Origin of the sequence: Chitinophaga sp. (genome assembly GCF_039596135.1) — a bacterium.
Taxonomy (GTDB): Bacteria; Bacteroidota; Bacteroidia; order Chitinophagales; family Chitinophagaceae; genus Chitinophaga.
On sequence record NZ_JBCNKH010000008.1, the window covers coordinates 17,876 to 40,178 of the forward strand.

19 protein-coding genes and 2 tRNA genes are annotated in these 22,303 nt (G+C 45.8%); 9 read left to right on the forward strand and 12 right to left on the reverse strand.

All coding sequences use genetic code 11. The features are described 5' to 3' along the window. Window positions 1-2: 2 nt before the first annotated feature. The 3 genes from ABDW16_RS07895 to ABDW16_RS07905 all read right to left on the reverse strand — a co-directional run bounded on the left by ABDW16_RS07895 (window position 3) and on the right by ABDW16_RS07905 (window position 3,894). Window positions 3-1,427, reverse strand: a complete 1,425-nt coding sequence (locus ABDW16_RS07895; protein ID WP_343668886.1) for a bifunctional UDP-3-O-[3-hydroxymyristoyl] N-acetylglucosamine deacetylase/3-hydroxyacyl-ACP dehydratase — start codon at window positions 1,425-1,427, stop codon at window positions 3-5. Window positions 1,428-1,511: 84 nt separating this feature from the next. After that, the gene (gene lpxD, locus ABDW16_RS07900) at window positions 1,512-2,561 is read right to left on the reverse strand and encodes a UDP-3-O-(3-hydroxymyristoyl)glucosamine N-acyltransferase (RefSeq protein ID WP_343668887.1); all 1,050 of its coding nucleotides are present in this window, start codon (window positions 2,559-2,561) and stop codon (window positions 1,512-1,514) included. Between the two features lie 106 nt (window positions 2,562-2,667). Further along, the gene (locus ABDW16_RS07905) at window positions 2,668-3,894 is read right to left on the reverse strand and encodes an HD domain-containing protein (RefSeq protein WP_343668888.1); all 1,227 of its coding nucleotides are present in this window, start codon (window positions 3,892-3,894) and stop codon (window positions 2,668-2,670) included. Between the two features lie 294 nt (window positions 3,895-4,188). On the opposite strand from ABDW16_RS07905, the gene ABDW16_RS07910 reads away from it, so the two are divergent. The 6 genes from ABDW16_RS07910 (at window position 4,189) to ABDW16_RS07935 (ending at window position 10,375) form a co-directional block, all read left to right on the forward strand. Next, entirely contained in the window at window positions 4,189-5,742 is a 1,554-nt protein-coding gene (locus ABDW16_RS07910) for a response regulator (RefSeq protein ID WP_343668890.1), read from the forward strand. A gap of 15 nt (window positions 5,743-5,757) precedes the next feature. Further along, a complete protein-coding gene (locus ABDW16_RS07915; RefSeq protein ID WP_343668891.1) occupies window positions 5,758-6,087 on the forward strand; it encodes a hypothetical protein in 330 nt (109 codons plus the stop codon). After that, window positions 6,084-6,848: an MBL fold metallo-hydrolase gene (locus ABDW16_RS07920; RefSeq protein WP_343668892.1), complete on the forward strand. Its 765-nt coding sequence runs from the start codon at window positions 6,084-6,086 to the stop codon at window positions 6,846-6,848. The genes ABDW16_RS07915 and ABDW16_RS07920 overlap by 4 nt, the downstream gene beginning before the upstream one ends. 28 nt (window positions 6,849-6,876) lie before the next feature. Beyond that, the gene (locus ABDW16_RS07925) at window positions 6,877-7,518 is read left to right on the forward strand and encodes a helix-hairpin-helix domain-containing protein (protein WP_343668894.1); all 642 of its coding nucleotides are present in this window, start codon (window positions 6,877-6,879) and stop codon (window positions 7,516-7,518) included. Then, window positions 7,515-8,654, forward strand: coding sequence for an acyl-CoA dehydrogenase family protein (locus tag ABDW16_RS07930; RefSeq protein ID WP_343668896.1), 1,140 nt, complete (start codon window positions 7,515-7,517; stop codon window positions 8,652-8,654). The genes ABDW16_RS07925 and ABDW16_RS07930 overlap by 4 nt, the downstream gene beginning before the upstream one ends. Before the next feature lie 95 nt (window positions 8,655-8,749). Continuing rightward, window positions 8,750-10,375: an NADP-dependent glyceraldehyde-3-phosphate dehydrogenase gene (locus tag ABDW16_RS07935; RefSeq protein WP_343668897.1), complete on the forward strand. Its 1,626-nt coding sequence runs from the start codon at window positions 8,750-8,752 to the stop codon at window positions 10,373-10,375. Window positions 10,376-10,672: 297 nt separating this feature from the next. On the opposite strand, the gene ABDW16_RS07940 is transcribed toward ABDW16_RS07935, so the two are convergent. The 8 genes from ABDW16_RS07940 to ABDW16_RS07975 all read right to left on the reverse strand — a co-directional run bounded on the left by ABDW16_RS07940 (window position 10,673) and on the right by ABDW16_RS07975 (window position 18,241). Beyond that, complete coding sequence (locus tag ABDW16_RS07940; RefSeq protein WP_343668899.1) at window positions 10,673-10,876, reverse strand: hypothetical protein; 204 nt, start codon at window positions 10,874-10,876, stop codon at window positions 10,673-10,675. Window positions 10,877-10,988: 112 nt separating this feature from the next. Next, a complete protein-coding gene (clpX, locus tag ABDW16_RS07945) occupies window positions 10,989-12,224 on the reverse strand; it encodes an ATP-dependent Clp protease ATP-binding subunit ClpX (protein WP_343668900.1) in 1,236 nt (411 codons plus the stop codon). Between the two features lie 131 nt (window positions 12,225-12,355). Beyond that, the gene (clpP, locus tag ABDW16_RS07950; protein WP_343668901.1) at window positions 12,356-13,063 is read right to left on the reverse strand and encodes an ATP-dependent Clp endopeptidase proteolytic subunit ClpP; all 708 of its coding nucleotides are present in this window, start codon (window positions 13,061-13,063) and stop codon (window positions 12,356-12,358) included. Beyond that, window positions 13,053-14,435, reverse strand: coding sequence for a trigger factor (gene tig, locus ABDW16_RS07955; protein ID WP_343668902.1), 1,383 nt, complete (start codon window positions 14,433-14,435; stop codon window positions 13,053-13,055). Before tig ends, clpP begins: the two co-directional genes overlap by 11 nt. Window positions 14,436-14,606: 171 nt before the next feature. Next, window positions 14,607-14,688, reverse strand: a tRNA-Leu gene (locus tag ABDW16_RS07960). Between the two features lie 100 nt (window positions 14,689-14,788). Continuing rightward, window positions 14,789-15,973, reverse strand: a complete 1,185-nt coding sequence (locus ABDW16_RS07965) for an MFS transporter (RefSeq protein ID WP_343668903.1) — start codon at window positions 15,971-15,973, stop codon at window positions 14,789-14,791. Between the two features lie 65 nt (window positions 15,974-16,038). Continuing rightward, window positions 16,039-17,211: a M20 family metallopeptidase gene (locus tag ABDW16_RS07970; RefSeq protein ID WP_343668904.1), complete on the reverse strand. Its 1,173-nt coding sequence runs from the start codon at window positions 17,209-17,211 to the stop codon at window positions 16,039-16,041. A gap of 25 nt (window positions 17,212-17,236) precedes the next feature. Further along, complete coding sequence (locus ABDW16_RS07975) at window positions 17,237-18,241, reverse strand: AraC family transcriptional regulator (protein ID WP_343668905.1); 1,005 nt, start codon at window positions 18,239-18,241, stop codon at window positions 17,237-17,239. A 182-nt stretch (window positions 18,242-18,423) separates the two neighbouring features. Between ABDW16_RS07975 and ABDW16_RS07980 the strand changes: the two genes are divergently transcribed. The 3 genes from ABDW16_RS07980 (at window position 18,424) to ABDW16_RS07990 (ending at window position 20,985) form a co-directional block, all read left to right on the forward strand. Then, window positions 18,424-18,783 carry a SnoaL-like domain-containing protein gene (locus tag ABDW16_RS07980; protein ID WP_343668906.1) on the forward strand — a complete coding sequence of 120 codons (360 nt, stop codon included), beginning with the start codon at window positions 18,424-18,426 and terminating at the stop codon, window positions 18,781-18,783. A gap of 128 nt (window positions 18,784-18,911) precedes the next feature. After that, window positions 18,912-20,834 (forward strand): gamma-glutamyltransferase, encoded by a 1,923-nt coding sequence (locus ABDW16_RS07985; protein WP_343668908.1) that lies wholly within the window; start codon window positions 18,912-18,914, stop codon window positions 20,832-20,834. A gap of 77 nt (window positions 20,835-20,911) precedes the next feature. Continuing rightward, window positions 20,912-20,985 (forward strand) — tRNA-Ala (locus ABDW16_RS07990). Window positions 20,986-21,001: 16 nt separating this feature from the next. On the opposite strand, the gene ABDW16_RS07995 is transcribed toward ABDW16_RS07990, so the two are convergent. Then, window positions 21,002-22,303, reverse strand: coding sequence for a cbb3-type cytochrome c oxidase subunit I (locus ABDW16_RS07995; RefSeq protein WP_343668910.1), 1,302 nt, complete (start codon window positions 22,301-22,303; stop codon window positions 21,002-21,004).

The window sequence follows — 22,303 nt, forward strand, 5'->3', positions numbered from 1 at the left end:
TGCTATTTTTTGGCGTCTCTTGTTTTAATGATTTGAGCAGTCAGGTCGCCCTCTGTAACGATCTTGTTACCTACAAATACAGTTCCCCGCATTTCCACGATACCTCTTCTGATAGGGCTCAGCAGCTCCATCTTCAGGATCATTGTGTCACCCGGGAATACCTTTTGCTTGAACTTACAGTTGTCGATCTTGATAAAGTATGTATCGTAGCATTCAGGATCAGGAACTGTGTTCAGCGCGAGGATACCTCCACATTGTGCCAATGCCTCTACCTGTAATACACCCGGCATTACCGGATTGTTCGGGAAGTGACCCTGGAAGAAGGGCTCGTTGAAGGTTACATTCTTGATACCGACTACCTGTGTTTCAGTGAGATCAATGATTTTGTCTACCAGCAGCATTGGAAAACGATGTGGCAGGGTCCGCTCTATACGTGGAAGGTCAAATATAGCCGGTTTATTAGGATCATATACAGGCACATCTTTAATGTGCTTGTTCTTCTTAATGTATTGTTTTAGGCGACGGGCAAATTCCACGTTGGAAGCATGGCCCGGACGGTTGGCGATGAGATGGGCCTTGATAGGGAAACCTACCAGTGCCAGGTCGCCCATGATGTCCAGCAGTTTGTGACGTGCAGGCTCATTAGGGAAACGCAGCTTAATATTGTTCAGGATACCTTCACGCTGTTCCACGCTGATATTCTTGCGCTGGAAAATGGTAGCCAGACGGGCCAGCTCCTCTTCACTCACAGGTTTATCTACGATTACGATCGCATTGTTGATATCTCCACCTTTGATCAGGTTATTGTTGATCAGGTACTCCAGCTCATGCAGGAATACGAAGGTACGGCAAGGCGCGATTTCTGATCTGAAGTCTGCCAGGCTGTTCAGGTTCGCGTGCTGGGTACCCAGTACCGGTGAATTGAAGTCGATCATACATGTGACACGGTAGTCTAATGCTGGCAGCGCTACCATTTCCACATTCTTTTTATCGTCGTAGTAGGTAATGTTGGTATCGATGGTGTAGTATACCTTCTTAGCATCCTGTTCAGCTACACCAGCCTGCTCTATCAGTTCGATGAAAGGCATGGCGCTGCCATCCATGATAGGCACTTCAGGACCATCAATATCTATTTCTACGTTGTCAACACCGGTACCTACCAGTGCTGCCATGATATGTTCGATGGTATTTACTCTTGCACCATTGTGTTCCAGTGTGGTACTTCTGGCAGTATCTACTACATAATCCACATCCGCTTTTACTACAGGTTGGTTGGGCAGATCAATACGTCTGAACTTAATACCCGATCCGGGAATACCAGGTTTGAGGGTCATATTTACGCTGGCACCTGTGTGCAAACCTACACCCGATATAGTGACAGGAGTTTTTATCGTGTGTTGATTGGGCGACTGTTGATTCTCCATCATATTTTATTAACTAATTTTTCTGTTGTCTCGCAAGATTGGTCTGAAATGATGTAAATGATTGTGGTGTAGTAAATTACAGGTATATTAAACACCTTCTCTTACAGAAAGTAACTGTTTTACCATATCCTCCAGCTCTTTTACACGTTTTTCAAGGTCCGGCAAATTTCTAAAAATTGCCTGACTTTTTAGTGAACTTTTGTAGTCAAAAGCAGGAGAACCCATCAGCGCTGTATTAGGCTCGGTGATAGATTTGGAAAGACCGCTCTGGGCGTTGATCTTGGTGCCGTCTGCCAGCTGAATGTGGCCTACCAGGCCAACCTGGCCGCCAATCACGCAGTTTTTGCCGATCTTGGTACTGCCAGAGATGCCGGTCTGGGCCGCAATTACGGTATTTGTATCTATATCTACATTGTGTGCAATCTGGATCAGGTTGTCCAGTTTCACACCCTGCCGGATGATAGTTGAGCCCATAGTCGCCCTGTCGATGGTAGTATTGGCACCGATCTCTACATCGTCGTGGATCACCACGTTACCGATCTGAGGTACCTTCTTATATTTACCATCAGGCTGAGGGGCAAAACCGAAGCCGTCGCCACCGATTACGCAGTTAGCATGCAGAATCACCCGCTTGCCCACTACGCAGTTCTCATATACTTTCACACCTGGAAATATCACGGTATCGTCGCTCACAACTACGTTATCGCCCAGGTATACACCCGGATAGATCTTCACATTATTGCCCAATACAACATTTTCACCCAGGTAAGCAAACGCTCCGATGAATACATTGGTACCTGTTTTTACAGAAGCAGGTACAAAAGATGGCTGTTGAATACCAGTTTTGTTGCCTACCAGCTGTTTATATTGCTCCAGCAGCTGAGCGAATGCGCTATAAGCATCTTTTACCCTGATCAGGGTAGACTTAACAGGACGCTCCGTCACCAGACTTTCGTTCACAATGAGTATGGAAGCATTGGTCGTGTAGATGAATTCTTCGTATTTGGGATTGGCAATGAAACTGAGCATCCCTTCACCAGCCTCTTCGATCTTGGCGATGTTATTCACTTTTACGTCCGGGTTGCCTTCCAGCTTACCATCCAACATGGTAGCCAATTGTAATGCGCTAAACTGCATAGTTAATAATTAATATAGTTATCCAGGCGGTACCAGTTTTATGATTTAATTGACAGCCATCTAGTTATACATTATCTACAATCTATCATTCATAATCCTGTGTTGCTTAGATTTTTGGATGACAAATGTAGAATTTTTTTACGGGTATAGCCAGTGTATGACTAACCAGTGCATTATCGATTGACGAAATATCCTTAACGGTTCCGTCTTTAAAAAGGATGTTAATCCTTTCATTATTAATGTTGTACGCGCTCAGACTAGCTGTTCCCGTGAAGACAAAGTAATCAAGATCATGGCCAGAAATGCCATATCTTTCTTGTACCTGTGTTTTCAATAAAGTTATGGCCGAGGTATCAAAAGCCTCATTACTGAGCAGGCATTTAAACAAATTCCTGTTTGTCAACCATTTACATAACAAGGAAAGGACAGGATCCGAATGGTTTGCCCATACCTTTATCGCGCTTAAAATATCATAATCATCCAGCAGACAAAACTGTTGTAGGCAAGCTGGCTCCTGTTCGAAGTTGGCAGCCGTAATAGTATGATACAGAAAATACTCCAGTGCCGGTGAGGCATATAGTGATACTCCCTTCAGTGCCAGTTCTTTAGCCCGCTTTAGTATTTTGACCAGCATATTTTCTGCACTCAGTACTGTTTTATGCAGATATACCTGCCAATACATCAATCGCCGGGCCACAATGAACTTTTCAATTGAATAAATTCCCTTTTCTTCCACCATCAGCTCATTCCGTTGCACAGTCAGCATTTTTATAATACGGTCATAACCAATTACTCCCTCTGATACACCCGTATAAAAGCTGTCGCGATTCAGGTAGTCCATCCTGTCTACATCCAGCTGGCTCGACACCAGCTGGTGAAGAAACGTTTTATGATAACGCCCGTTGAAGATTTCTATTGTCAGACTCAGGCCCCCGTTCAGCTCCTTATTCAACTCCTCCATCAGCCACTGGCTGATTTTTTCGTGAGATACCCCTTCAATAATTCCGTTTTCCAGGGCATGGGAATAAGGCCCGTGACCTATATCATGCAGCAAAATTGCCATCTTAGCGGCGATCTCTTCTTCGTCTGTAATTTCTATCCCTTTCCCTTTCAACTCAGACAGCGCACAGCTCATCAGGTGATAAGCCCCCATACTGTGATGAAAACGGGTATGCATCGCTCCCGGATAAACCATATGTGCCAGCGCCATCTGATGAATACGGCGCAGACGCTGGTAATAAGGATGGGAAATTAAAGCAAAGATCAACGGATGATCTATAGTGATGAAGCCATACACCGGATCATTTACAATTTTTCTCTTGCGTTCTGCCATTTTTACCGTTACCCTTTAGCTTGGGCAAAGCTACGTTAAGGAATTATTATCTTTAACTTTTTCTAATGTATAAGACGCCACTCAGTCCTCCTTCCCCTATATCTCCCTCGATTTTCCTATTTTTATTGCAAAAATTGATAATATTTGGACAACTTACAGCAAATCAACTGTTATTTAACAATTTATTGTACCAATATCGCATATAGGGAACATTTTTTGACAGTAGAGAATGGTATCTTGGCTAAATAGTTGCCGGCTGAATTCATTTTTATCTTACTCCTAACTAATACTTGCATGAGTCAAATAAATATACTCTGGGTAGATGACGAAATAGAATCACTGAAATCGCAAATCATGTTCCTGGAAAATAAGGGATACAAGGTATCTGCCCTGACCAACGGATATGATGCCCTGGAATTCCTGAAGGAACAGGTGGTAGATGTTGTGCTGCTGGATGAGTCTATGCCAGGTATAACGGGACTCGAAACCCTGGGCAAGATCAAGGAAATAGATCAGCAGATCCCGGTGGTCATGATCACCAAAAATGAGGCAGAAAATGTGATGGACGAAGCCATCGGCTCCCAGATCACCGACTACCTCATCAAACCCGTAAACCCTAACCAGGTACTCCTCTCACTGAAGAAAATTATTGATAATAAAAGGCTTGTGGCCGAAAAAACCACCATCGCCTACCAACAGGACTTCCGCTCCCTGTTCATGGCCCTGAACTCAGGCCCTGACTACAATGAGTGGATGGATATCTATAAGAAGCTGGTTTACTGGGAAATGGAAATGGCCAAAACCAACAGCCCCGAGATGATGGAGGTACTAAATACCCAAAAGGCCGAAGCCAATACGGAGTTTTCCAAATTCATTTCCCGCAACTATGCCAGCTGGGTAGCCCCGAAAGCGAAAGATGCCCCTGTCATGTCGCACTCCGTATTCAAAGAAAAAGTAGTGCCACAGCTGGACAGTGAAGTGCCGAACTTCTTCATTATCATAGATAACCTGCGCCTGGACCAGTGGAAGGCCATCCTGCCTATTTTCCTGGATTCCTTCAGGCTGGTGACCGAAGATACTTTTTACAGTATACTCCCTACTTCTACTCAATATAGCCGCAATGCGATCTTTGCAGGGCTGTTACCTGTTGATATAGAAAGCCGTTTTCCTCAACAATGGAAAAACGACGATGAAGAGGGTGGAAAGAACCTGCACGAAGAAGAATTCTTCGCGGATCAGCTCAAACGCCTGAAAATAGATACCCGGTTCTCCTACACCAAAGTGACTACCCACAACGACGGTCAGCACCTGGTGAATAACATTCATAACCTGCTAGCCTACCCGCTGAACGTGATTGTGTACAACTTTGTGGATATGCTCAGCCATGCACGTACAGAAATGGAAGTGCTGAAAGAACTGGCAGGAGATGAGACGTCTTACCGTTCTATCACCGCCAGCTGGTTCGAACATTCCCCCCTGCACCAGGCACTGCGCAAAGTGGCAGACAAGAAGATCAACCTGATCATTGCTACTGACCATGGAAACGTAAGGGTAAAGACGCCGGTAAAAGTAATAGGAGACAAGCAAACCACTACCAACCTGCGTTATAAACACGGCCGCAACCTGAACTATGACGCCAGGGAAGTACTGGCCTTCAGGGATCCCCGCGAAGCAGGCTTACCCAAGCCCAATGTAAACTCCTCTTACATCTTTGCCAAAGAAGATGGCTACCTCTGCTATCCGAACAACTACAACTACTTTGTCAACTTCTATCGCAATACCTTCCAGCACGGTGGTATTTCGCTGGAAGAGGTGATCGTACCTGTAGCAAGGTTGGTGAGTAAATAATCTTATTTTTGTGCCATGAACTTCAAAGTGACACCCAATAACCTGACCCGCCTCGAAAAAATCTTTGGAGAGGCTAAGTATGAGTTACGTTTCGAAAAAGGAACGTTCAACTCAGGCTATTGTGTACTCGAACATAAAAAGGTCGTGGTAGTTAATAAATTCCTGAACCTGGAAGGACGTATCAATACGCTCCTCGATATCCTGGGCTCGATGGAACTGGATGAAAGTGTGCTGACTCCTGAATCCCTGAAGCTATACAAGCAAATTGTGGAAAACAGGAATACCGCTGATGCGGCCGACGAAGAATCCACTCCTCCTTCACCAGAACAACCATCAGAGAATTGAAAGTAACTTTTTTAGGAACAGGCACCTCCCAGGGCGTACCCGTCATAGCTTGTGGCTGTAGGGTATGTACTTCTACCGATAAGCATGACAAACGTCTCCGCAGTAGTATTCTCATATCTGATACACCTGCAGGCAATATCGTTATCGATACCACACCAGACTTCCGCTACCAGATGCTGAGAGCACAGGTGAAACACCTGGAAGCCGTATTGGTGACCCACTCGCACAAAGATCATATAGCCGGAATGGACGACATCCGGGCTTTCAATTATTTTCAGCAGCGGGCCATCGATATCTATGCAACCCCATTTACACAGGAAGGCATCATGCGTGAATTTGCCTATGCTTTTGCAGAGCATAAATACCCGGGTATCCCGGAGCTGAACCTCCGCACCATAGGTAGTGAACCGTTCGATGTAAATGGAATGCTGTTTACGCCAATCAATGTCATGCATCACAAGATGCCGGTGTTAGGCTTCCGATTCGGCGACTTCACGTATATTACAGATGCAAACTTCATTGCACCCGAAGAAAAAGAAAAGATCATTGGCTCCCGCGTGTTGGTTGTAAATGCCCTGCGCAGGGAAAAACATATATCTCACTTCACCCTGGAGGAAGCGATTGCCCTGGCCCAGGAATTAAAAATACCCCAGGCATACTTCACGCATATCAGTCACCAGATGGGACTACATGCAGAAGTCTCGCAGGAGCTGCCTGCCGGTATGGCCCTGGCCTACGATGGGCTGGAAGTGATATTGTAATTTCATCCATCCATTCATTTGTTAACCCATGAAACCATTCTGGCACTTCACAGCGCTCGAAAGAAGAGGCATCATTGCATTGCTGCTGCTTACAGCTATCAGCATTTATACACCAGCAATAGTTGCGCACTATTATCCACTGCAAATCAGCAGGGATACGTTATTAAAACAAGATATTGCTGCTTTTCAATCTTCTCTGGAAAAAGCTCCGCCCCCGCTTAAAAAGCATATTACCTTTTCCCATTCCCGGCAATCAGTAATCACTATTGACATTAACAAGGCTGATTCTGCAGCCTGGGAATCACTGAAAGGAATAGGACCTGTGCTGGCCGCACGAATTACCCGCTTTAGAGAGAAACTGGGCGGTTTTTATGCCATCTCCCAGATCAGGGAAACCTATGGCCTGCCAGACAGCACATTTAATAAAATTCAACCTTACCTGCGATTGAATGCAGTTTCACTAAAAAAACTGGACCTCAACACCGCAGATGAGCAAACTTTGGCCCAACATCCTTACATAAGGTACAAACTGGCGCGGTTAATTGTACTGTATCGCAGCAATAACGGGCCTTTCCGCCAGCCTTCTGACCTTCTTGGCATACCATTGGTGGATGATAGTATTTATCGTAAAATTGAACATTACATCAAAACAGAAAAACCCCCAGTATGAACTTCGAACCTACAGAAATGCAGCAGCAGATCACCCAGGTGATCAGGGATTTCGGTAAATCGCACATTCAACCAAACGTTATGGAATGGGATGAAACCCAAACCTTTCCGGCACCACTCTTTAAACAGCTCGGCGAATTAGGCTTAATGGGGGTGTTAGTACCACAAGAGTATGGCGGCAGTGGCCTCAGTTATCTTGAATATGTCACTGTAATCAGTGAAATCAGTCGTTTCTGCGGCGCTATCGGCCTCAGTGTAGCAGCGCACAATTCCCTTTGCACCGGTCATATCCTGCAATTCGGATCTGAAGAACAAAAGAAACGTTACCTCCCTAAGCTGGCCACCGGCGAATGGCTGGGCGCCTGGGGACTCACCGAACCCAATACCGGCTCTGATGCTATGAACATGAAATGTGTAGCTAAGAAAGACGGAAACGAATGGGTGCTGAATGGCACCAAGTGCTGGATCACCCATGGTAAAAGCGGAGACCTGGCAGTCGTGATAGCCCGTACCGGCGATGTGAGGGATAGCCATGGCATGACAGCTTTTGTGGTGGAAAGAGGTACACCCGGCTTCAGCGGTGGCAAAAAAGAAAACAAACTGGGCATGCGTGCCTCGGAAACCGCCGAAATGATCTTTGATAATTGCCGTATACCGGCTGCGAACATGCTGGGCAATGAAGGAGATGGCTTCATCCAGTCCATGAAAGTATTGGATGGTGGTCGTATCTCCATTGCCGCACTCTCCCTGGGTATTGCAAAAGGTGCTTACGAAGCGGCCCTTAAATATGCACAGGAACGGCATCAGTTCGATAAACCCATTGCCAGCTTCCAGGGCATCTCTTTCAAACTGGCTGATATGGCCACAGAAATCATGGCTGCTGAGCTGCTGACTATGCAGGCTGCCTCAGGTAAGAGCAAAGGTCAAAAAGTGACCCAGCACGCCGCAATGGCCAAATACTATGCCTCGGAAGTGGCAGTGAAGACTGCGAACGAAGCCGTACAGGTATTCGGTGGCTATGGATACACGAAAGACTTCCCCGTGGAGAAGTTTTACAGGGATGCGAAGTTATGTACCATAGGAGAGGGGACTTCCGAAATACAGAAGCTCGTCATTGCCCGTGAAGCCCTGAAGTAGCTTGAGTTACCTCTCAAACGCCGTTCACAAAAAAACGCTTATGCCCTGGGCATAAGCGTTTTTTGTTATCTTCAAACTATATAAACTACTATGTCATGACCTTTGAAGAACACTTACATCAAATGTTCCCGACTGCAGACGCCATCCCGGCGCAATTTCTGCTACCGCACGAGATTCACCAGCGTGAATACCTCTCCGGCGGTGAAATGAAACCCTGGAACGGTGATGTCCACACCGTTCTCTCCCCTGTAGCTGTCCAGACACCAGAAGGCCTGAAAAGAAAAGTAATCGGCTCCTACCCGCTGTGCGGACAGGCAGAAGCCCTCGCTGCCCTCGATGCAGCTGTACTCGCGTACAATGATGGTCGTGGCGAATGGCCAACCATGCCGGTATCTGAAAGAATCGCCTGCATGGATAAGTTCACAGGCAAGATGATTGCTAAAAAAGACGAGATTGTAAAACTGATCATGTGGGAAATCGGGAAGTCCTATGCAGACTCTGTAAAGGAATTTGACCGTACCATCGAGTACATCAACGCTACAATTGATGCCCTGAAAGATCTTGACCGCAATTCCAGCCGTTTTGAAATTGAACAGGGTATTATCGGGCAAATACGCCGCTCACCACTTGGTGTCGTACTGTGTATGGGACCATTCAACTACCCGCTGAATGAAACCTTCACCACCCTTATTCCAGCCCTCATTATGGGCAATACACTGCTGTTCAAACCTCCAAAGCATGGTACCTTATTGCACTATCCACTCCTGGAAGCTTTTGCAAGCTGCTTTCCTAAGGGCGTAGTAAACACTATTTATGGCCGTGGAAACGTGATTATTGCTCCACTCATGGAGTCTGGCAAGATCAATGTGCTTACCCTGATCGGTAGCAGTAAGGTGGCGAACCAACTGAAGAAAATGCATCCTAAGGTAAACCGCCTACGTGCTATTCTGGGCCTGGATGCAAAGAACGCTGCCATTATCACAGAAAAGGCCGATTTAGACCTTGCAGTGAAAGAATGTGTGCTGGGTTCACTTTCATTCAATGGGCAGCGCTGTACGGCTATAAAGATCATTTATGTGCATAAAGACGTGGCGGATGCGTTCATCGAAAAATTAAGTGCAGCTATCGGCAAACTGAAAATCGGTATGCCATGGGAGAAAGATGTATTCCTCACGCCACTGCCAGAGCCACAGAAACCCGCTTACCTGCAGGAATGCATTATAGATGCCATTGCCAATGGTGCGAAAGTGATGAACGAAAATGGAGGCGCTACATTCGAATCTTTTGTATATCCGGCAGTGTTATACCCGGTGAATAATAAAATGAAGTTATACAGGGAGGAACAATTTGGTCCTGTCATTCCAATCCTGCCATTTGACAATATTGAAACACCGATCGATTACCTGATCGAATCAGACCACGGGCAGCAGGTAAGCCTCTTCAGCAATGATGCCGACGAACTGGCTTCGCTGATTGATCCGCTGGTAAACCAGGTAAGCAGGGTGAACCTGAACTGTCAATGTCAGCGTGGACCTGATATTTTCCCATTCACAGGAAGGAAGGATTCTGCTGAAGGAACATTGAGTGTACCCGATGCATTGCGTGCCTTCTCTATTCGTACAATGGTAGCTACAAAACAGACGGAAGAGAACAAAAATCTCTTAAATGAGATCGTAAGTGAGCAGAGTTCAAACTTTTTGTCAACAAAATATATCTTTTAAACAAGATTCTATTAGTGCTATTTTATGAGTTAGAATCTTATTTGTAAGGTTATTAACCATATGTTAAAAATATAATGTATTGATGCTGTCTAAACTTTTTGATAAAAAAGTGAGTATAAACTAAATAAGGTGCTGGATTTTTGAATTAAGAACGTTAAATTTGGGTTAATTCATCACTCTTTACCAATTTATCAACCTCCTACAAAAAGAAAAGACAATCGAAACAACTTTTACGCAACCAAAAGAAAAAGGCATCCTCTCAGAGGGTGCCTTTTTTATTGTGCCAATGTCTTTTGCTTAGTGTTCCAGAAAATCGCTGTCTTTCTCTTCTTTGCTGGCTGCTTCTGCTTTCTTTTCGATGTCGTTAAACCATTTTTCGACAGTACCGGCCAGGAATACAGGCACCTTTCCGCTTACATACTCTTTCAGTATTTCGAAGGTCTTGATGGCCTGTTCGTTGCTAAGACCGGCTCTTTCTTTCAGTTCTTTTAAGAGGTCCATTTATTGCTATTTGTTTAAAGGTAATGAAAAATTTGCACCTCCCGGAGGGAACCGCCTATAATGAAAAATCCCTTCTGCCGCAGGCAGAAGGGATTTTTCATTATTATTTTTATCAGGCAACTTTTAGTTGCACTAAAGTAGATTTATCCAGTTTTTCTTCTGCATATGCCCTGGTCAGCACAAAAGAGCTTTCGTTGGAAGAAGGCAGGTTAAACATCGCATCGCTCAGTACTACTTCACAGATGGAGCGAAGACCACGGGCACCTAATTTGTATTCCATTGCCTTTTCTACGATATAATCTATTGCATCGTCTTCTATAACCAGGTCAATACCTTCTACTTTGAACAGTTTCTTGTATTGTTTTACCAGTGCATTCTTTGGTTCTGTCAGAATCGCTTTCAGCGCTTCGTTGTCCAGGGAATTCAGGTAAGTCACAACTGGCAATCGTCCCAGCAATTCAGGAATCAGGCCGAATGCCTTTAAGTCCTGAGAGTTGATGTAACGGAGTATATGCTTTTTGTTCTCTTCTTCTTTCTCTTTGTTCACAGTGAACCCGATAGAATGTGTCTGTACCCTGCGGCTGATAATCTTATCTACACCGTCAAATGCACCTCCGCAAATGAACAGGATGTTCTGCGTGTTCACTTTAATCAGTTTCTGCTCAGGGTGCTTACGACCACCTTGTGGGGGAACCAATGCTTCGGTACCTTCCAGCAGTTTCAGCAGACCTTGCTGTACACCTTCACCACTCACATCGCGGGTGATGGAAGGATTATCGCTTTTACGGGCAATTTTATCGATCTCGTCTATATATACAATACCTCTTTCAGCAGCTTCTACATCGTAGTTACATACCTGCAGCAGGCGGGTCAGGATGCTTTCCACATCTTCACCTACGTAACCGGCTTCGGTAAACACGGTGGCGTCTACGATTGTAAAGGGAACATTCAGCAGGCGGGCAATAGATTTAGCCAGCAGGGTTTTACCTGTACCGGTCTCACCAACCATGATGATATTCGATTTCTCGATTTCCACATCGTCGTCCCCTACCTGTTGGTTCAGCCTTTTATAGTGGTTATATACGGCTACTGCCAGTATTTTTTTTGCATCATCCTGTCCGATCACATACTCATCGAGGAATTTCTTGATCTCCTGGGGTTTGGCCACCTTTGGAACAAAATGGGAAGGGGCTTTTTTCCCCTGTTGTTGAAACAATTCCTGTTCTATGATCTCCTGCGCATTCGCCACACAGTTCTCACAAATATGGCCATCTGCACCAGCTATCAATATCTGCACTTCATCCTTCGAACGATTACAGAATGAACAACGTATTTTGGACTCTTTCATAGCTTACAAAGGTACAATTAAAAGGGGGAAAGGGTAGCATTTAAAAAGAAAAGCAAAAGTTAAAAAGAAAAACCGGCTGTTAAGACACGGTTTTTCTTTCTAAATTTTGCTTCTTATAGTATTAAAACTAATTACTGAGGCGTAGTACCGTCCTGCTGTTGTTTTCTAGGGTTCCTGGTGAGTACGTCATCGATGATGCCGTATTCTTTTGCTTCATCGGCAGTCATCCAGTAGTCACGGTCAGAATCCTTTTCAACTTTCTTTACAGGCTGTCCGCAATGTGTGGCAATGATTTCGTTCAGCTCTTTTTTCAGCTTTACGAACTCGCGGGCAGTGATCTCTATATCTGAGGTCTGTCCTTCAGCACCGCCATGAGGCTGGTGAATCATTACACGGGCGTGTTTGAGCGCAGTACGTTTGCCTTTGGTACCTGCCACCAGCAATACAGCGCCAAAAGAAGCAGCCATACCTGTACAGATGGTCGCTACATCAGGAGCGATGATCTGCATGGTGTCATAGATACCTAAACCAGCATATACGCTACCACCAGGGCTGTTAATATACATCTGTATATCACGGGTACGGTCAGTAGACTCAAGGAACAGCAGCTGAGCTGTGATAATATTAGCTACGTAGTCATTTACCGGATCGCCCATAAAGATGATGCGGTCCATCATCAAACGGGAAAACACGTCCATAATCGCCATGTTCATCGGGCGTTCCTCGATGATATTGGGAGTTAAGGCATTGATCTGATGACGGGTATAGCTATCTACTACCAGGCTACTGATCCCTCTATGCTGGATGGCATATTTCCTGAATTCGTTATTAATGTTCATGATGGTGATGTTTATTAGGTAATTTAGCAAATTCTTCGGCTGTTACTTCCTCTTCCTTCACATTTACCTTTTGTTCTGCCCAATCAAACAGTTTTTGAGTCACCATCTCACGATAAGTCTGATCTACGAATTTTTCATCCTGCAGCAGGCGCTCCAGGTAGCTATCCAGCCAATCTGCACCATCTGCAGCAGCTGCACCACCAAAATAGCCCATTACTTTCTGTTTGGCGCTTTCCTTCAGTTCATCAAAGGATACGTCCAGTTTATTTTCGCGGATCAGTTTGTCGCTGATCAAAGTCCAGCGTAACTGATGATCAAATCCAGGATATTCTTTTTCGGCTTCTTCAGCAGTCTTTGGCTTTTCGCCACCCTGCTGCAGCCAGCGTTTCAGAAATTCTTTGGGCAGTTCAATAGGAGTTTCGTGTACCAGCACCTCGAACAGTTCGTTGTGCAGGTGGTTACGGCTCTCGGAATCCCAGTACTTTTCTATTTCAGATTTCAGTTTCTCACGGAAGGCCTCTTCTGTGGTTACTTCATCTTTAGGGAATACTTCTTTGAAGAATTCTTCACTCAGCTCCCTCTTTTCAATTACTTCCACTTTCTCAATAGTCAGTTTGAAGTAACGTTGTGCATCTGCGTCGTTATGACCGTGGAAACCCAGGTCGTGCAGAATATCGTGTAATGCAGCTGGTTCAAATGAAGTAGCCAGGAAAAATACGATGCTATCGCCCTTTCCTTTGCCCTTCAGCTGTTCCTGGATAGGAGCAGAGAACTGCTTTAACTTCAGTGCATTTTCTTTCTGAATACCACCTTCCAGAACATTACCTGCTTCGTCGCTCTCTTCAAGCTTAACAGTCAGGAACTCATTCTCAGAAGATACTTTTTCAGTTTCTACATTTTTACCACCTCTTTCACGGAGGTTGTCAACTTCTTTGTCCAACATTTCGTTGGTCACTTTAATTTTATAACGGCTGAGGGTGGTTTTACCGTCCTGCAGAGGTGTTACGTCAAAAGCAGGTTTCAGGCCAATTTCAAAATCGAAGTTATATTCGGTAGGATTGTTATGATCGAAATTTTTAGCTTCCTTCTCCAGGGAAAGGGGCTGAGCGAAGATCTCAACTTTCTCATTCTGCAGGTAGCCCATAAGTTCTTTTTCTACAGTTTTCAGAACTTCGTCCGCAAAAATAGCCGGACCGTGCATTTTCTTCACCATCCCTGCTGGCACCATACCTTTACGGAAGCCTGGTATATTGGCGGTTTTGCTGAGCTGCTTTACTGCTTTGTCATAATTGGGAAGATAATCTTCCTGGCTCACTTTCACAGTGATCTTATCATTCAATAAACCGATGTTTTCTCTGGTAACGGTTGCCATAATTAATTTTAATAAATGTTCTTGTATGAAGCAATAATAATTCCTGAATCGAAAGTTCTGCCATGAAGTCACGAAGGCACGAAGGAATGGCAGCTATGTGGGAGTTACTTAGTGACTTAGTGCCTTAATGGCAATATTTTTTATAAGCTGTATGCCGAAATGTAAAAAAAGTGCGGGTGGAGGGACTCGAACCCCCATGCCGTGAAGCACCAGATCCTAAGTCTGGCGTGTCTACCAATTTCACCACACCCGCATACACTATCGTGTAAAGAACTACTTTCCCCTGCCTTGACATGCTGTGGAAAGGACGGCAAAGGTATTGTTTTTTATGAATTTAAAAAAAATGTCTGTGGTTAAATCAGTGCCTTTTTGGCGGTCGCCGGCCTGAACATATAAAACAAGGCAATATTTATTAATATAATTACTGTACAGCCCGCGCATACTACCGGCCACTGCCCATGGTTCCAGAACCATAAGCCAATGGCAGATCCCGCTGCACCACCTATAAAAGTAGTAGTCATATAAACCGTATTAAAACGGTTCCTCGCCTCCGGCTTCAAGGCATATATAATGGTCTGATTCGTTACCATAATAGATTGATGACCTACATCGACCAACACAATTCCGACTAATAGTAATATAATATTGCTGCCAGTGAAGTAAAATGCCCCAAAACTGAGTAGTTCCAGTACCAGACCAATGATAATATTCCTTCTTGGATCGCGGCCATCACTCATCTTTCCTACCAGTGGCGCCGCCAGCGCACCGGCAGCCCCCGCGATCCCGAATAACCCAATCTGGGCCGATGAATATTTAAAAGGAGCGTTGGAGAGGAACAATACCATGGTGACCCAAAAAGCGCTCAGCACGGCAAAGGAAAGGGCATTCATCACTGAAGCCTCCCGCAACCGGGGATGCGTTCGGGCATAATGTGCCACCGTACGCATCAGCTCTCCATAATTACTCTTCAGGGTTGGCTGACTCTCCGGAAACCGGAAATACATCAATACCAACAGTACGGCACAAATTCCCGCCGCTATATAATACATCTCCCTCCAGCCCCACAAAGCTCCTACACTGCCACTTACAGAACGCGAAGCCAGAATACCTATCAGCAATCCACCCATGATCATACCGATTATACTACCCCTTTTATGATCCGGCGCCAGGTGAGCCGCCAATGGTAATATCAGTTGAGGTACCACAGAGGAAATGCCGATCAGCAGACTCGCTGCCTGCAATACAATGAAGTTCTGCGCGGTAGCCGCCAGCAATAAGGCGCCTATCGCCACCAGGGTGGTGGCCAGGATCTGTTTCTTACGTTCCAGGATATCTCCCAGCGGTACCAGAAGCAGCAGCCCCAGTGCATACCCGATCTGGGTAAGGTAGGTGACACGCCCGGCGGCACTTTCTTTCAGCCCCCATTCTTTGGCGATCAAAACAATTAACGGCTGGCAGTAATATATATTAGCGACAATAAGTCCGGTGCAGGCCGCCATAAACGCGGTATCTGCTTTTCCAAGGTGTTTGTGTTCCATGACGATCAATGAAGGTGCAAAATTAGTTATACTAATTCAACCTCATCATTGTATTATGACAACAATTACCTGTAATTATTCAACAAATCCACAGCACCTGTTGCCAGGAATTTAGCGCCATAGGCAATGGCACCTTCGTTGAAAATGACTTTTGGATGGTGCAGATAATATCCGCCACATGCCGGATCCTGTGCCCCCAGCAGGTAAAACATAGAAGGAACTTTCCGGGAATAATGGGCAAAATCTTCTCCCGCCAGCAGGGGAATTACCTGCCTGCTATTGCCCGCACCAAATACAGTGTCGAGGCTTTGTACCAGTTTACCATGTACATTGCCGTCGTTCAGTACGCTCGGCAGATTATAGTAGAGGTCAAACCTGATCTTTGCATCATAGGCCGTCATCAATCCCTCAATAATCTTATTCAGTCGGCTGATGATTTCATTATAGGTCTCCAGGTCCAGTGAACGGATGGTGCCTTCCAGCACTACTCTGTCTGCAATCACATTAGGGGCTACCCCGCCATTGATTTTGGTAAACGACAATACGGCCGTTTCCATAGGAGCCGTATGCCTGGCTACAATCATTTGTGCGGAAGTCACCAGTTGAGCTGCCACCGCCACTGCATCTACCCCCAGCTGGGGTGCAGCGCCTGCATGCGCAGCTTTGCCCAATACTTCGATGCTAAAGAACCCGGTACATGCCAGTGCAGGCCCCAGTGCATAGGTGATCTGACCTACGGGCAATGAAGGATCCACATGCAGCCCCAGTGCTGCCTGTACATCGTCCAGGTAGCCCTCTTCCACCAACCGGTGTGCGCCGGTCATGCCTTCCGGATCGCCGTTAGGCCCTTCTTCAGAAGGCTGGAACAGGAACTTGACAGTACCGTTGAAATCTGTATTCTTTAACAGCGCAGCAGCGCCTATCAGCATAGTTGTATGCAGGTCATGACCACAGGAATGCATCTTGCCGGCTGTCTGCGAGGCAAAGGGTAATCCTGTTTCCTCCTGCATGGGCAAGGCATCCATATCTGCACGGATAGCTACAACAGGGCCATCACCCTTACGCAGGGTGCCAATCACGCCTGTACCACGGGCCGCGCCGGTAGTATATGGTATGCCAAGCAGGTCAAGCTCCTGCTTTACCAGCTGAGATGTCTTTTCTTCCTGATAACCCAGTTCAGGGTTGGCATGAATCTGTCTTCTGATCTGTATAAGTCTGGCTGATAATTGCTCGTCCATTTATTCCACTTTTCTTAAGATACCCTCAAGATAAGCGGTTTTTGCGATATTCTCTCGGAGAGCAACGATACCGCTTCCGGAACACAGCCGTGAAGTAGTTCGCCCCTCTGTACCCGGTATTGTAACTAATTTCCTTGATGCTAAGTGTAGTTTGAGAAAGTAACGTGGCAGCTTTTTTCATGCGCAGGTGTTCAATATATCCTCTGGGACTGACCCCTAACAGTTCTTTGAAAGCCCGCTCAAAAGTGTTGATATGCATATCTGCTTTCTTGCTCAGATCTGCAATGTTCAGATGTTGATGATAGTGGTGCTGAATGTACAGGCATACCTGTTTCAGCTTGCCGGCCTGCTCTCCGTTTTGTAGGTATTTAGGCGTAAGGGCATTGAAATACAGGGTGAGCAGTGATTCCAGTTTTTCTTCTACATAGGCTAGCTTTTCGGCTTCCTGCATTGGGCATTGCCGCAGGTCGTCCAGTACTTTCAGGTCAGGGGCTTCCATTCTGATAGCAGGCAGTGTTGTTCCTCTGCGCGCCTGTTTTTGCTGTTGCTGATAAATGTCTTCAAAAGAAGGATGCCGGGAAATGAACCTGCTGAAGAAAGACGGGGAAAAGGAAATACAGATCATCTCATAGTTGCCTGACCGCAGGTCGGCAGTGTTCTGGGAATGCGACGGAATGTAATAGATGCCGAATTCTTTTTCAATCAGCATCAGTTTGCCCTGTCCCTGCAGGCGGCAGCTGATATTGCCTTTCAGTATGCAATACATGGCCAGCATGGGCGATGGGGTAGAAGGTCGCAATCGTACCTTTTCCCGGATAAAACATTGTTGCCAGCTGATCAGCCAGTCAGGTCCCTTTATTTCCTGGGTAATATAACTGCCGAAGGGTGCTTCTATATACGTGGTGGCGGAGGTAGGTGATAGCAGATATTGTTTAAATTGTTCCGGCAGGTGGGTTGATATACGGATATGTGGCTGCATTTTTTCAGGGATCCCGAAGTGCAGCCCAGGGGGATATTGGTTGGACATCATGCATAATGTTTAACGTGTGATTGTGAGAAAATAGCTTGGGTTAGTACCAGCAAATTAACGGATATCACTGCGGCGGCACTGCATACTAATAGCCCTGTTATTCAATAGCACTGCCGGACGGATCATTTAATACTATGGTAATATCCTTACCTTAGCTTTACACCAAATCAAACCCCATCGTTATGACTACACAAGAGATTGCCCGGAAACTGGTGGCGTATTGCGCTGAAGGTGAATTCGCAAAAGCACAGACAGAATTGTATGCCGAGAATGCTGTCAGCATTGAACCTTACGCTACACCTAATTTTGCAAAGGAAACCAAAGGCCTGCCTGAGTTGCAGAAAAAGATTAAATTTTTCCTGGATGGATTAGATGCTGTGCATAGCATCAAAGTTTCTGAACCATTGGTAGTGGCAAATGCTATTTCCCTTTCTATTGACATGGATGTGGATATGAAAGGACAGGGAAGAATGAATATGGCAGAGATTTGTGTGTATGAAGTGAAGGACGGAAAAATCGTTTCTGAACAATTTTTCTTTTAGGCCGCTTTCCATCCGGCTGCAAGCCCCTGCTCCGATCCAATCACTTTTATACCGCAGGTATAAAAGCGATTGGATCGTTTTTTTTCTTTTATTACCTTGGTCTCCTACTGTCTAAATCGCATTTGCTTATGAAACGAATATACCTCCTGGTATGTCTCTTTGCTATCGCCCTGCCCATGCTGGCACAGCAAACACAAAAACCACCCTTACATGGTAAACACTGGATGGCTGTCACCGGCAAGCCACTGGCCGCTACCGCGGGGTCTATGATATTTCAGAAAGGAGGAAATGCAGTGGATGCCGCCTGCGCTATGCTGGCCGCTACCTGCACCATGTGGGATGTACTTAGCTGGGGGGGCGAAACACAGGCCCTCATCTACAATCCCACCACCAAAAAGGTCATTGCCATCAATTCTCTGGGAGTAGCTCCTACTGGCGCTACTCCTGAATTCTTCAAAGGCAAAGGTTACAATTTTCCTCCTGAATATGGCCCGCTGGCAGCTGTTACGCCTGGTACTCCCGGAGGGCTCTGCCTCATGCTGGCGAATTATGGAAAACTAAGCCTGAAAGAAGTACTGGCACCTGCTATGGAAATGGCGGCTGGTTATCCGATCGAAGCACAGACTGCCAACAGCATTGAACGTGCAAAAGAAAGAATCAAAGGCTGGCCATATAGCAAAGCTGTCTTTCTCACACACCCCGGCGAAAAGAGAGAAGCACCTGATGCCGGCGAGATCTTCGTACAAAAAGATTTATTAGCTACGCTCACCAAAATGGTAGAAGCAGAACAGGAAGCCCTGCGCAATCACAAGAGCCGTAAAGAAGCGATCATGGCTGCTTACGATCGGTTCTACAAAGGTGATATTGCAAAGGAATTTGTAAGAGGTTGCCAGGAGCAGGGTGGTCTTATTACCATGAATGATCTTGCAAAATGGAAACCTGTGGAAGAAGAACCTTTACACGTGAACTACCGTGGCATCGAAGTGTACAAATTGCAGGCGTGGACACAGGGACCTGCCATGCTGCAAAGCCTGAACATCCTGGAAAATTTCGATCTGAAAAGCATGGGTTACAACTCTTCCCAATACATCAATACGGTATACCAAACCATGAGTCTTGCCTTTGCAGATCGTGATTTCTACTATGGGGATCCGGCCTTTTCGCCAACCTTGCCAATGGATGGTTTGCTGAGCAAAGCCTATGCAAAAGACAGGGCGAAACTGATCAATCCATTACAAAACGAACCAAAGTTAGGACCCGGTGATCCTTATGCTTACGAAGGCAAAAAGAACCCGTTTGGGGGCTTACTGAATGTACATAATGCACTGGCAGATACATCCATCAACCTGAACAAAGGTTTCCTGCCTAAACACGATGCTGCCGCTATCTTAAACACACCAGTGACAGATCAGATGCTGGCGATGAATGATAGCACCTATATGGACAGATTATGGAGAGGTACTACCAGTGTGGAAGCTGCTGACGAAGAAGGCTGGGTAGTATCTGTAACTCCCAGCGGGGGCTGGACACCGGCTTGCATCGCAGGGCATACAGGTGTAGGTATGAGTCAGCGTATGCAGTCATTTGTATTGGATTCGGCAGTATGCCCTTTCAATGTGGTTGCTCCGGGCAAGCGTCCCCGTGTTACTTTAACACCAAGTATGGCACTGAAAGATGGTAAACCATTCCTCTCCTTTGCAGTACAGGGTGGCGATACCCAGGATCAGAACCTCCTGCAGTTCTTCCTGGATATAGTGGAATTTGGCATGACGGTACAACAGGCTACTGAAGCTGCAAATATCAACACTAACCAGTTATGGCTATCCCTTGGTGGTACCCAGGCAAAAGATCGCATCCCACATCCGGGAGAGATACTGCTGAATAAAAATACGCCTGACAGTGTTCGTACTACCCTGATCAACATGGGGTATAAGCCTACCTATGGTGAGCGCACCAGTGGTCCTGTGAATGCTATTTTCCTTGACAGGGAGCATGGTAGTCTATGGGGTGGTAGCAGCAACCATGGAGAGGATTATGGCATTGGCTGGTGAATATCCAGCCATGCCGGCAATCGCAAAAAAAAGTTGGCAAATTCCAGAAATATTTTACATTTGCAACCTCGATTGCAGGGGAATTAGCTCAGTTGGCTAGAGCGCTTGCATGGCATGCAAGAGGTCACCGGTTCGACTCCGGTATTCTCCACCTTCAAAAAAAGAGATCACATTGTGATCTCTTTTTTATTTGCACTATGTCTCTCATGCGAATATCTTAAATAAATCACACCTATCACCCCCAGCGCTATCATCACTCCCAACCCTGCCGCAGTAAATACTTCCAGGTAAGGTCGTACCGCCTTCATCACATCGAAAAAACTATTTTCAGGATGATCTACTGAAAGATACCCCTTTGCCAGTCCTGCAACTATCAATGCCACCCAGAATACCGCAAGGCTTACCGTATTGATTCTTATTGCTACCTGTAGCCATTTACGGGTACGTTCTGAAAGGTTGTCTACATCCAGGATATAACCGAAAGCTGCCAGCAACAACATCGTATTGATGCCAATTGTAGTACCCATCGCATGCGCTACGGTAATATGCGTACCATGGGTATAACGGTTGATGGCGGGAATGCTCATCAGTAATGCCAGCAGCAGGTTAGCAAATACCCAGAACTCCGCAGCGCTTATAAAGCGGTAAACGACCAGGTGCCTGAATTTTCTGGCTGCTGATAATGAGCTTTTGAAACTCCTGATAATAAGGATAATGATCACCCATTCCGTCATACTTACAGCATAGGCAACACCGCGCATCCAGTTGCTATTGGGAACATTATATACGTGATGCCCCCAGTTGAACATCAGGTTAAATAGCCCCAGGAAAAACAGGAACCAGGTTTTTTTCTTTTGTGCCAGCCCGGCATTACCACTGATAGCTACCAGTAGGTATACTGACAAGCCATTGATCATCTGGTTCCAGGCCCCAACCATAGAACCATTCGCCTTCCACTGTACAGTGACTTCTCTTAAAAATGACTCCCTGAACCAGGGAATATGCCAGAGATTCTGCTCCAGGAAAGTGATCAGGAAAAACAGTACACCCGATGTCCACATCCAGTAATAAACAGGTGCATCTTTAGGCAATCGCTTCAGGAATACCACCATAAAAAACAACCATGCCACCAGGAGCGGCAGGTTCAGATAAGCAGGGAATTCCCAGTACTCCCGGCCACCATAATTATTAAATCCGTAGTTGAGGAAAATAACGGCAATAGTAATCATCCATATCACCATAAAAGCCTTGCTCTGCCGGCCGCTGAAATAACCTACGCAACAGGCAGCGCCGGTAATGATCCAGAACAATGCAGCGGAGGCATGTACAGGACGGAGTTGGTGAAAAGGTAGCACTGAATTAAAACTTGCAGGAAATAAGAAGGCAAATGATGCAATCACTCCCGCCAAAACGGTAACCAGCAGCATGACTAATGCAAACCGGATAAATAATCGTTGTAAATTCATCAT

What these genes read in the sequence shown, in the direction of transcription:
- ABDW16_RS07895 (WP_343668886.1), bottom strand. Translation starts at nt 1,427, where the DNA reads ATGATGGAGAATCAACAGTCGCCCAATCAACACACGATAAAAACTCCT.
- lpxD (WP_343668887.1), bottom strand. Translation starts at nt 2,561, where the DNA reads ATGCAGTTTAGCGCATTACAATTGGCTACCATGTTGGATGGTAAGCTG.
- ABDW16_RS07905 (WP_343668888.1), bottom strand. Translation starts at nt 3,894, where the DNA reads ATGGCAGAACGCAAGAGAAAAATTGTAAATGATCCGGTGTATGGCTTC.
- ABDW16_RS07910 (WP_343668890.1), top strand. Translation starts at nt 4,189, where the DNA reads ATGAGTCAAATAAATATACTCTGGGTAGATGACGAAATAGAATCACTG.
- ABDW16_RS07915 (WP_343668891.1), top strand. Translation starts at nt 5,758, where the DNA reads ATGAACTTCAAAGTGACACCCAATAACCTGACCCGCCTCGAAAAAATC.
- ABDW16_RS07925 (WP_343668894.1), top strand. Translation starts at nt 6,877, where the DNA reads ATGAAACCATTCTGGCACTTCACAGCGCTCGAAAGAAGAGGCATCATT.
- ABDW16_RS07930 (WP_343668896.1), top strand. Translation starts at nt 7,515, where the DNA reads ATGAACTTCGAACCTACAGAAATGCAGCAGCAGATCACCCAGGTGATC.
- ABDW16_RS07935 (WP_343668897.1), top strand. Translation starts at nt 8,750, where the DNA reads ATGACCTTTGAAGAACACTTACATCAAATGTTCCCGACTGCAGACGCC.
- ABDW16_RS07940 (WP_343668899.1), bottom strand. Translation starts at nt 10,876, where the DNA reads ATGGACCTCTTAAAAGAACTGAAAGAAAGAGCCGGTCTTAGCAACGAA.
- clpX (WP_343668900.1), bottom strand. Translation starts at nt 12,224, where the DNA reads ATGAAAGAGTCCAAAATACGTTGTTCATTCTGTAATCGTTCGAAGGAT.
- clpP (WP_343668901.1), bottom strand. Translation starts at nt 13,063, where the DNA reads ATGAACATTAATAACGAATTCAGGAAATATGCCATCCAGCATAGAGGG.
- tig (WP_343668902.1), bottom strand. Translation starts at nt 14,435, where the DNA reads ATGGCAACCGTTACCAGAGAAAACATCGGTTTATTGAATGATAAGATC.
- ABDW16_RS07965 (WP_343668903.1), bottom strand. Translation starts at nt 15,973, where the DNA reads ATGGAACACAAACACCTTGGAAAAGCAGATACCGCGTTTATGGCGGCC.
- ABDW16_RS07970 (WP_343668904.1), bottom strand. Translation starts at nt 17,211, where the DNA reads ATGGACGAGCAATTATCAGCCAGACTTATACAGATCAGAAGACAGATT.
- ABDW16_RS07975 (WP_343668905.1), bottom strand. Translation starts at nt 18,241, where the DNA reads ATGATGTCCAACCAATATCCCCCTGGGCTGCACTTCGGGATCCCTGAA.
- ABDW16_RS07980 (WP_343668906.1), top strand. Translation starts at nt 18,424, where the DNA reads ATGACTACACAAGAGATTGCCCGGAAACTGGTGGCGTATTGCGCTGAA.
- ABDW16_RS07985 (WP_343668908.1), top strand. Translation starts at nt 18,912, where the DNA reads ATGAAACGAATATACCTCCTGGTATGTCTCTTTGCTATCGCCCTGCCC.
- ABDW16_RS07995 (WP_343668910.1), bottom strand. Translation starts at nt 22,303, where the DNA reads ATGATGAATTTACAACGATTATTTATCCGGTTTGCATTAGTCATGCTG.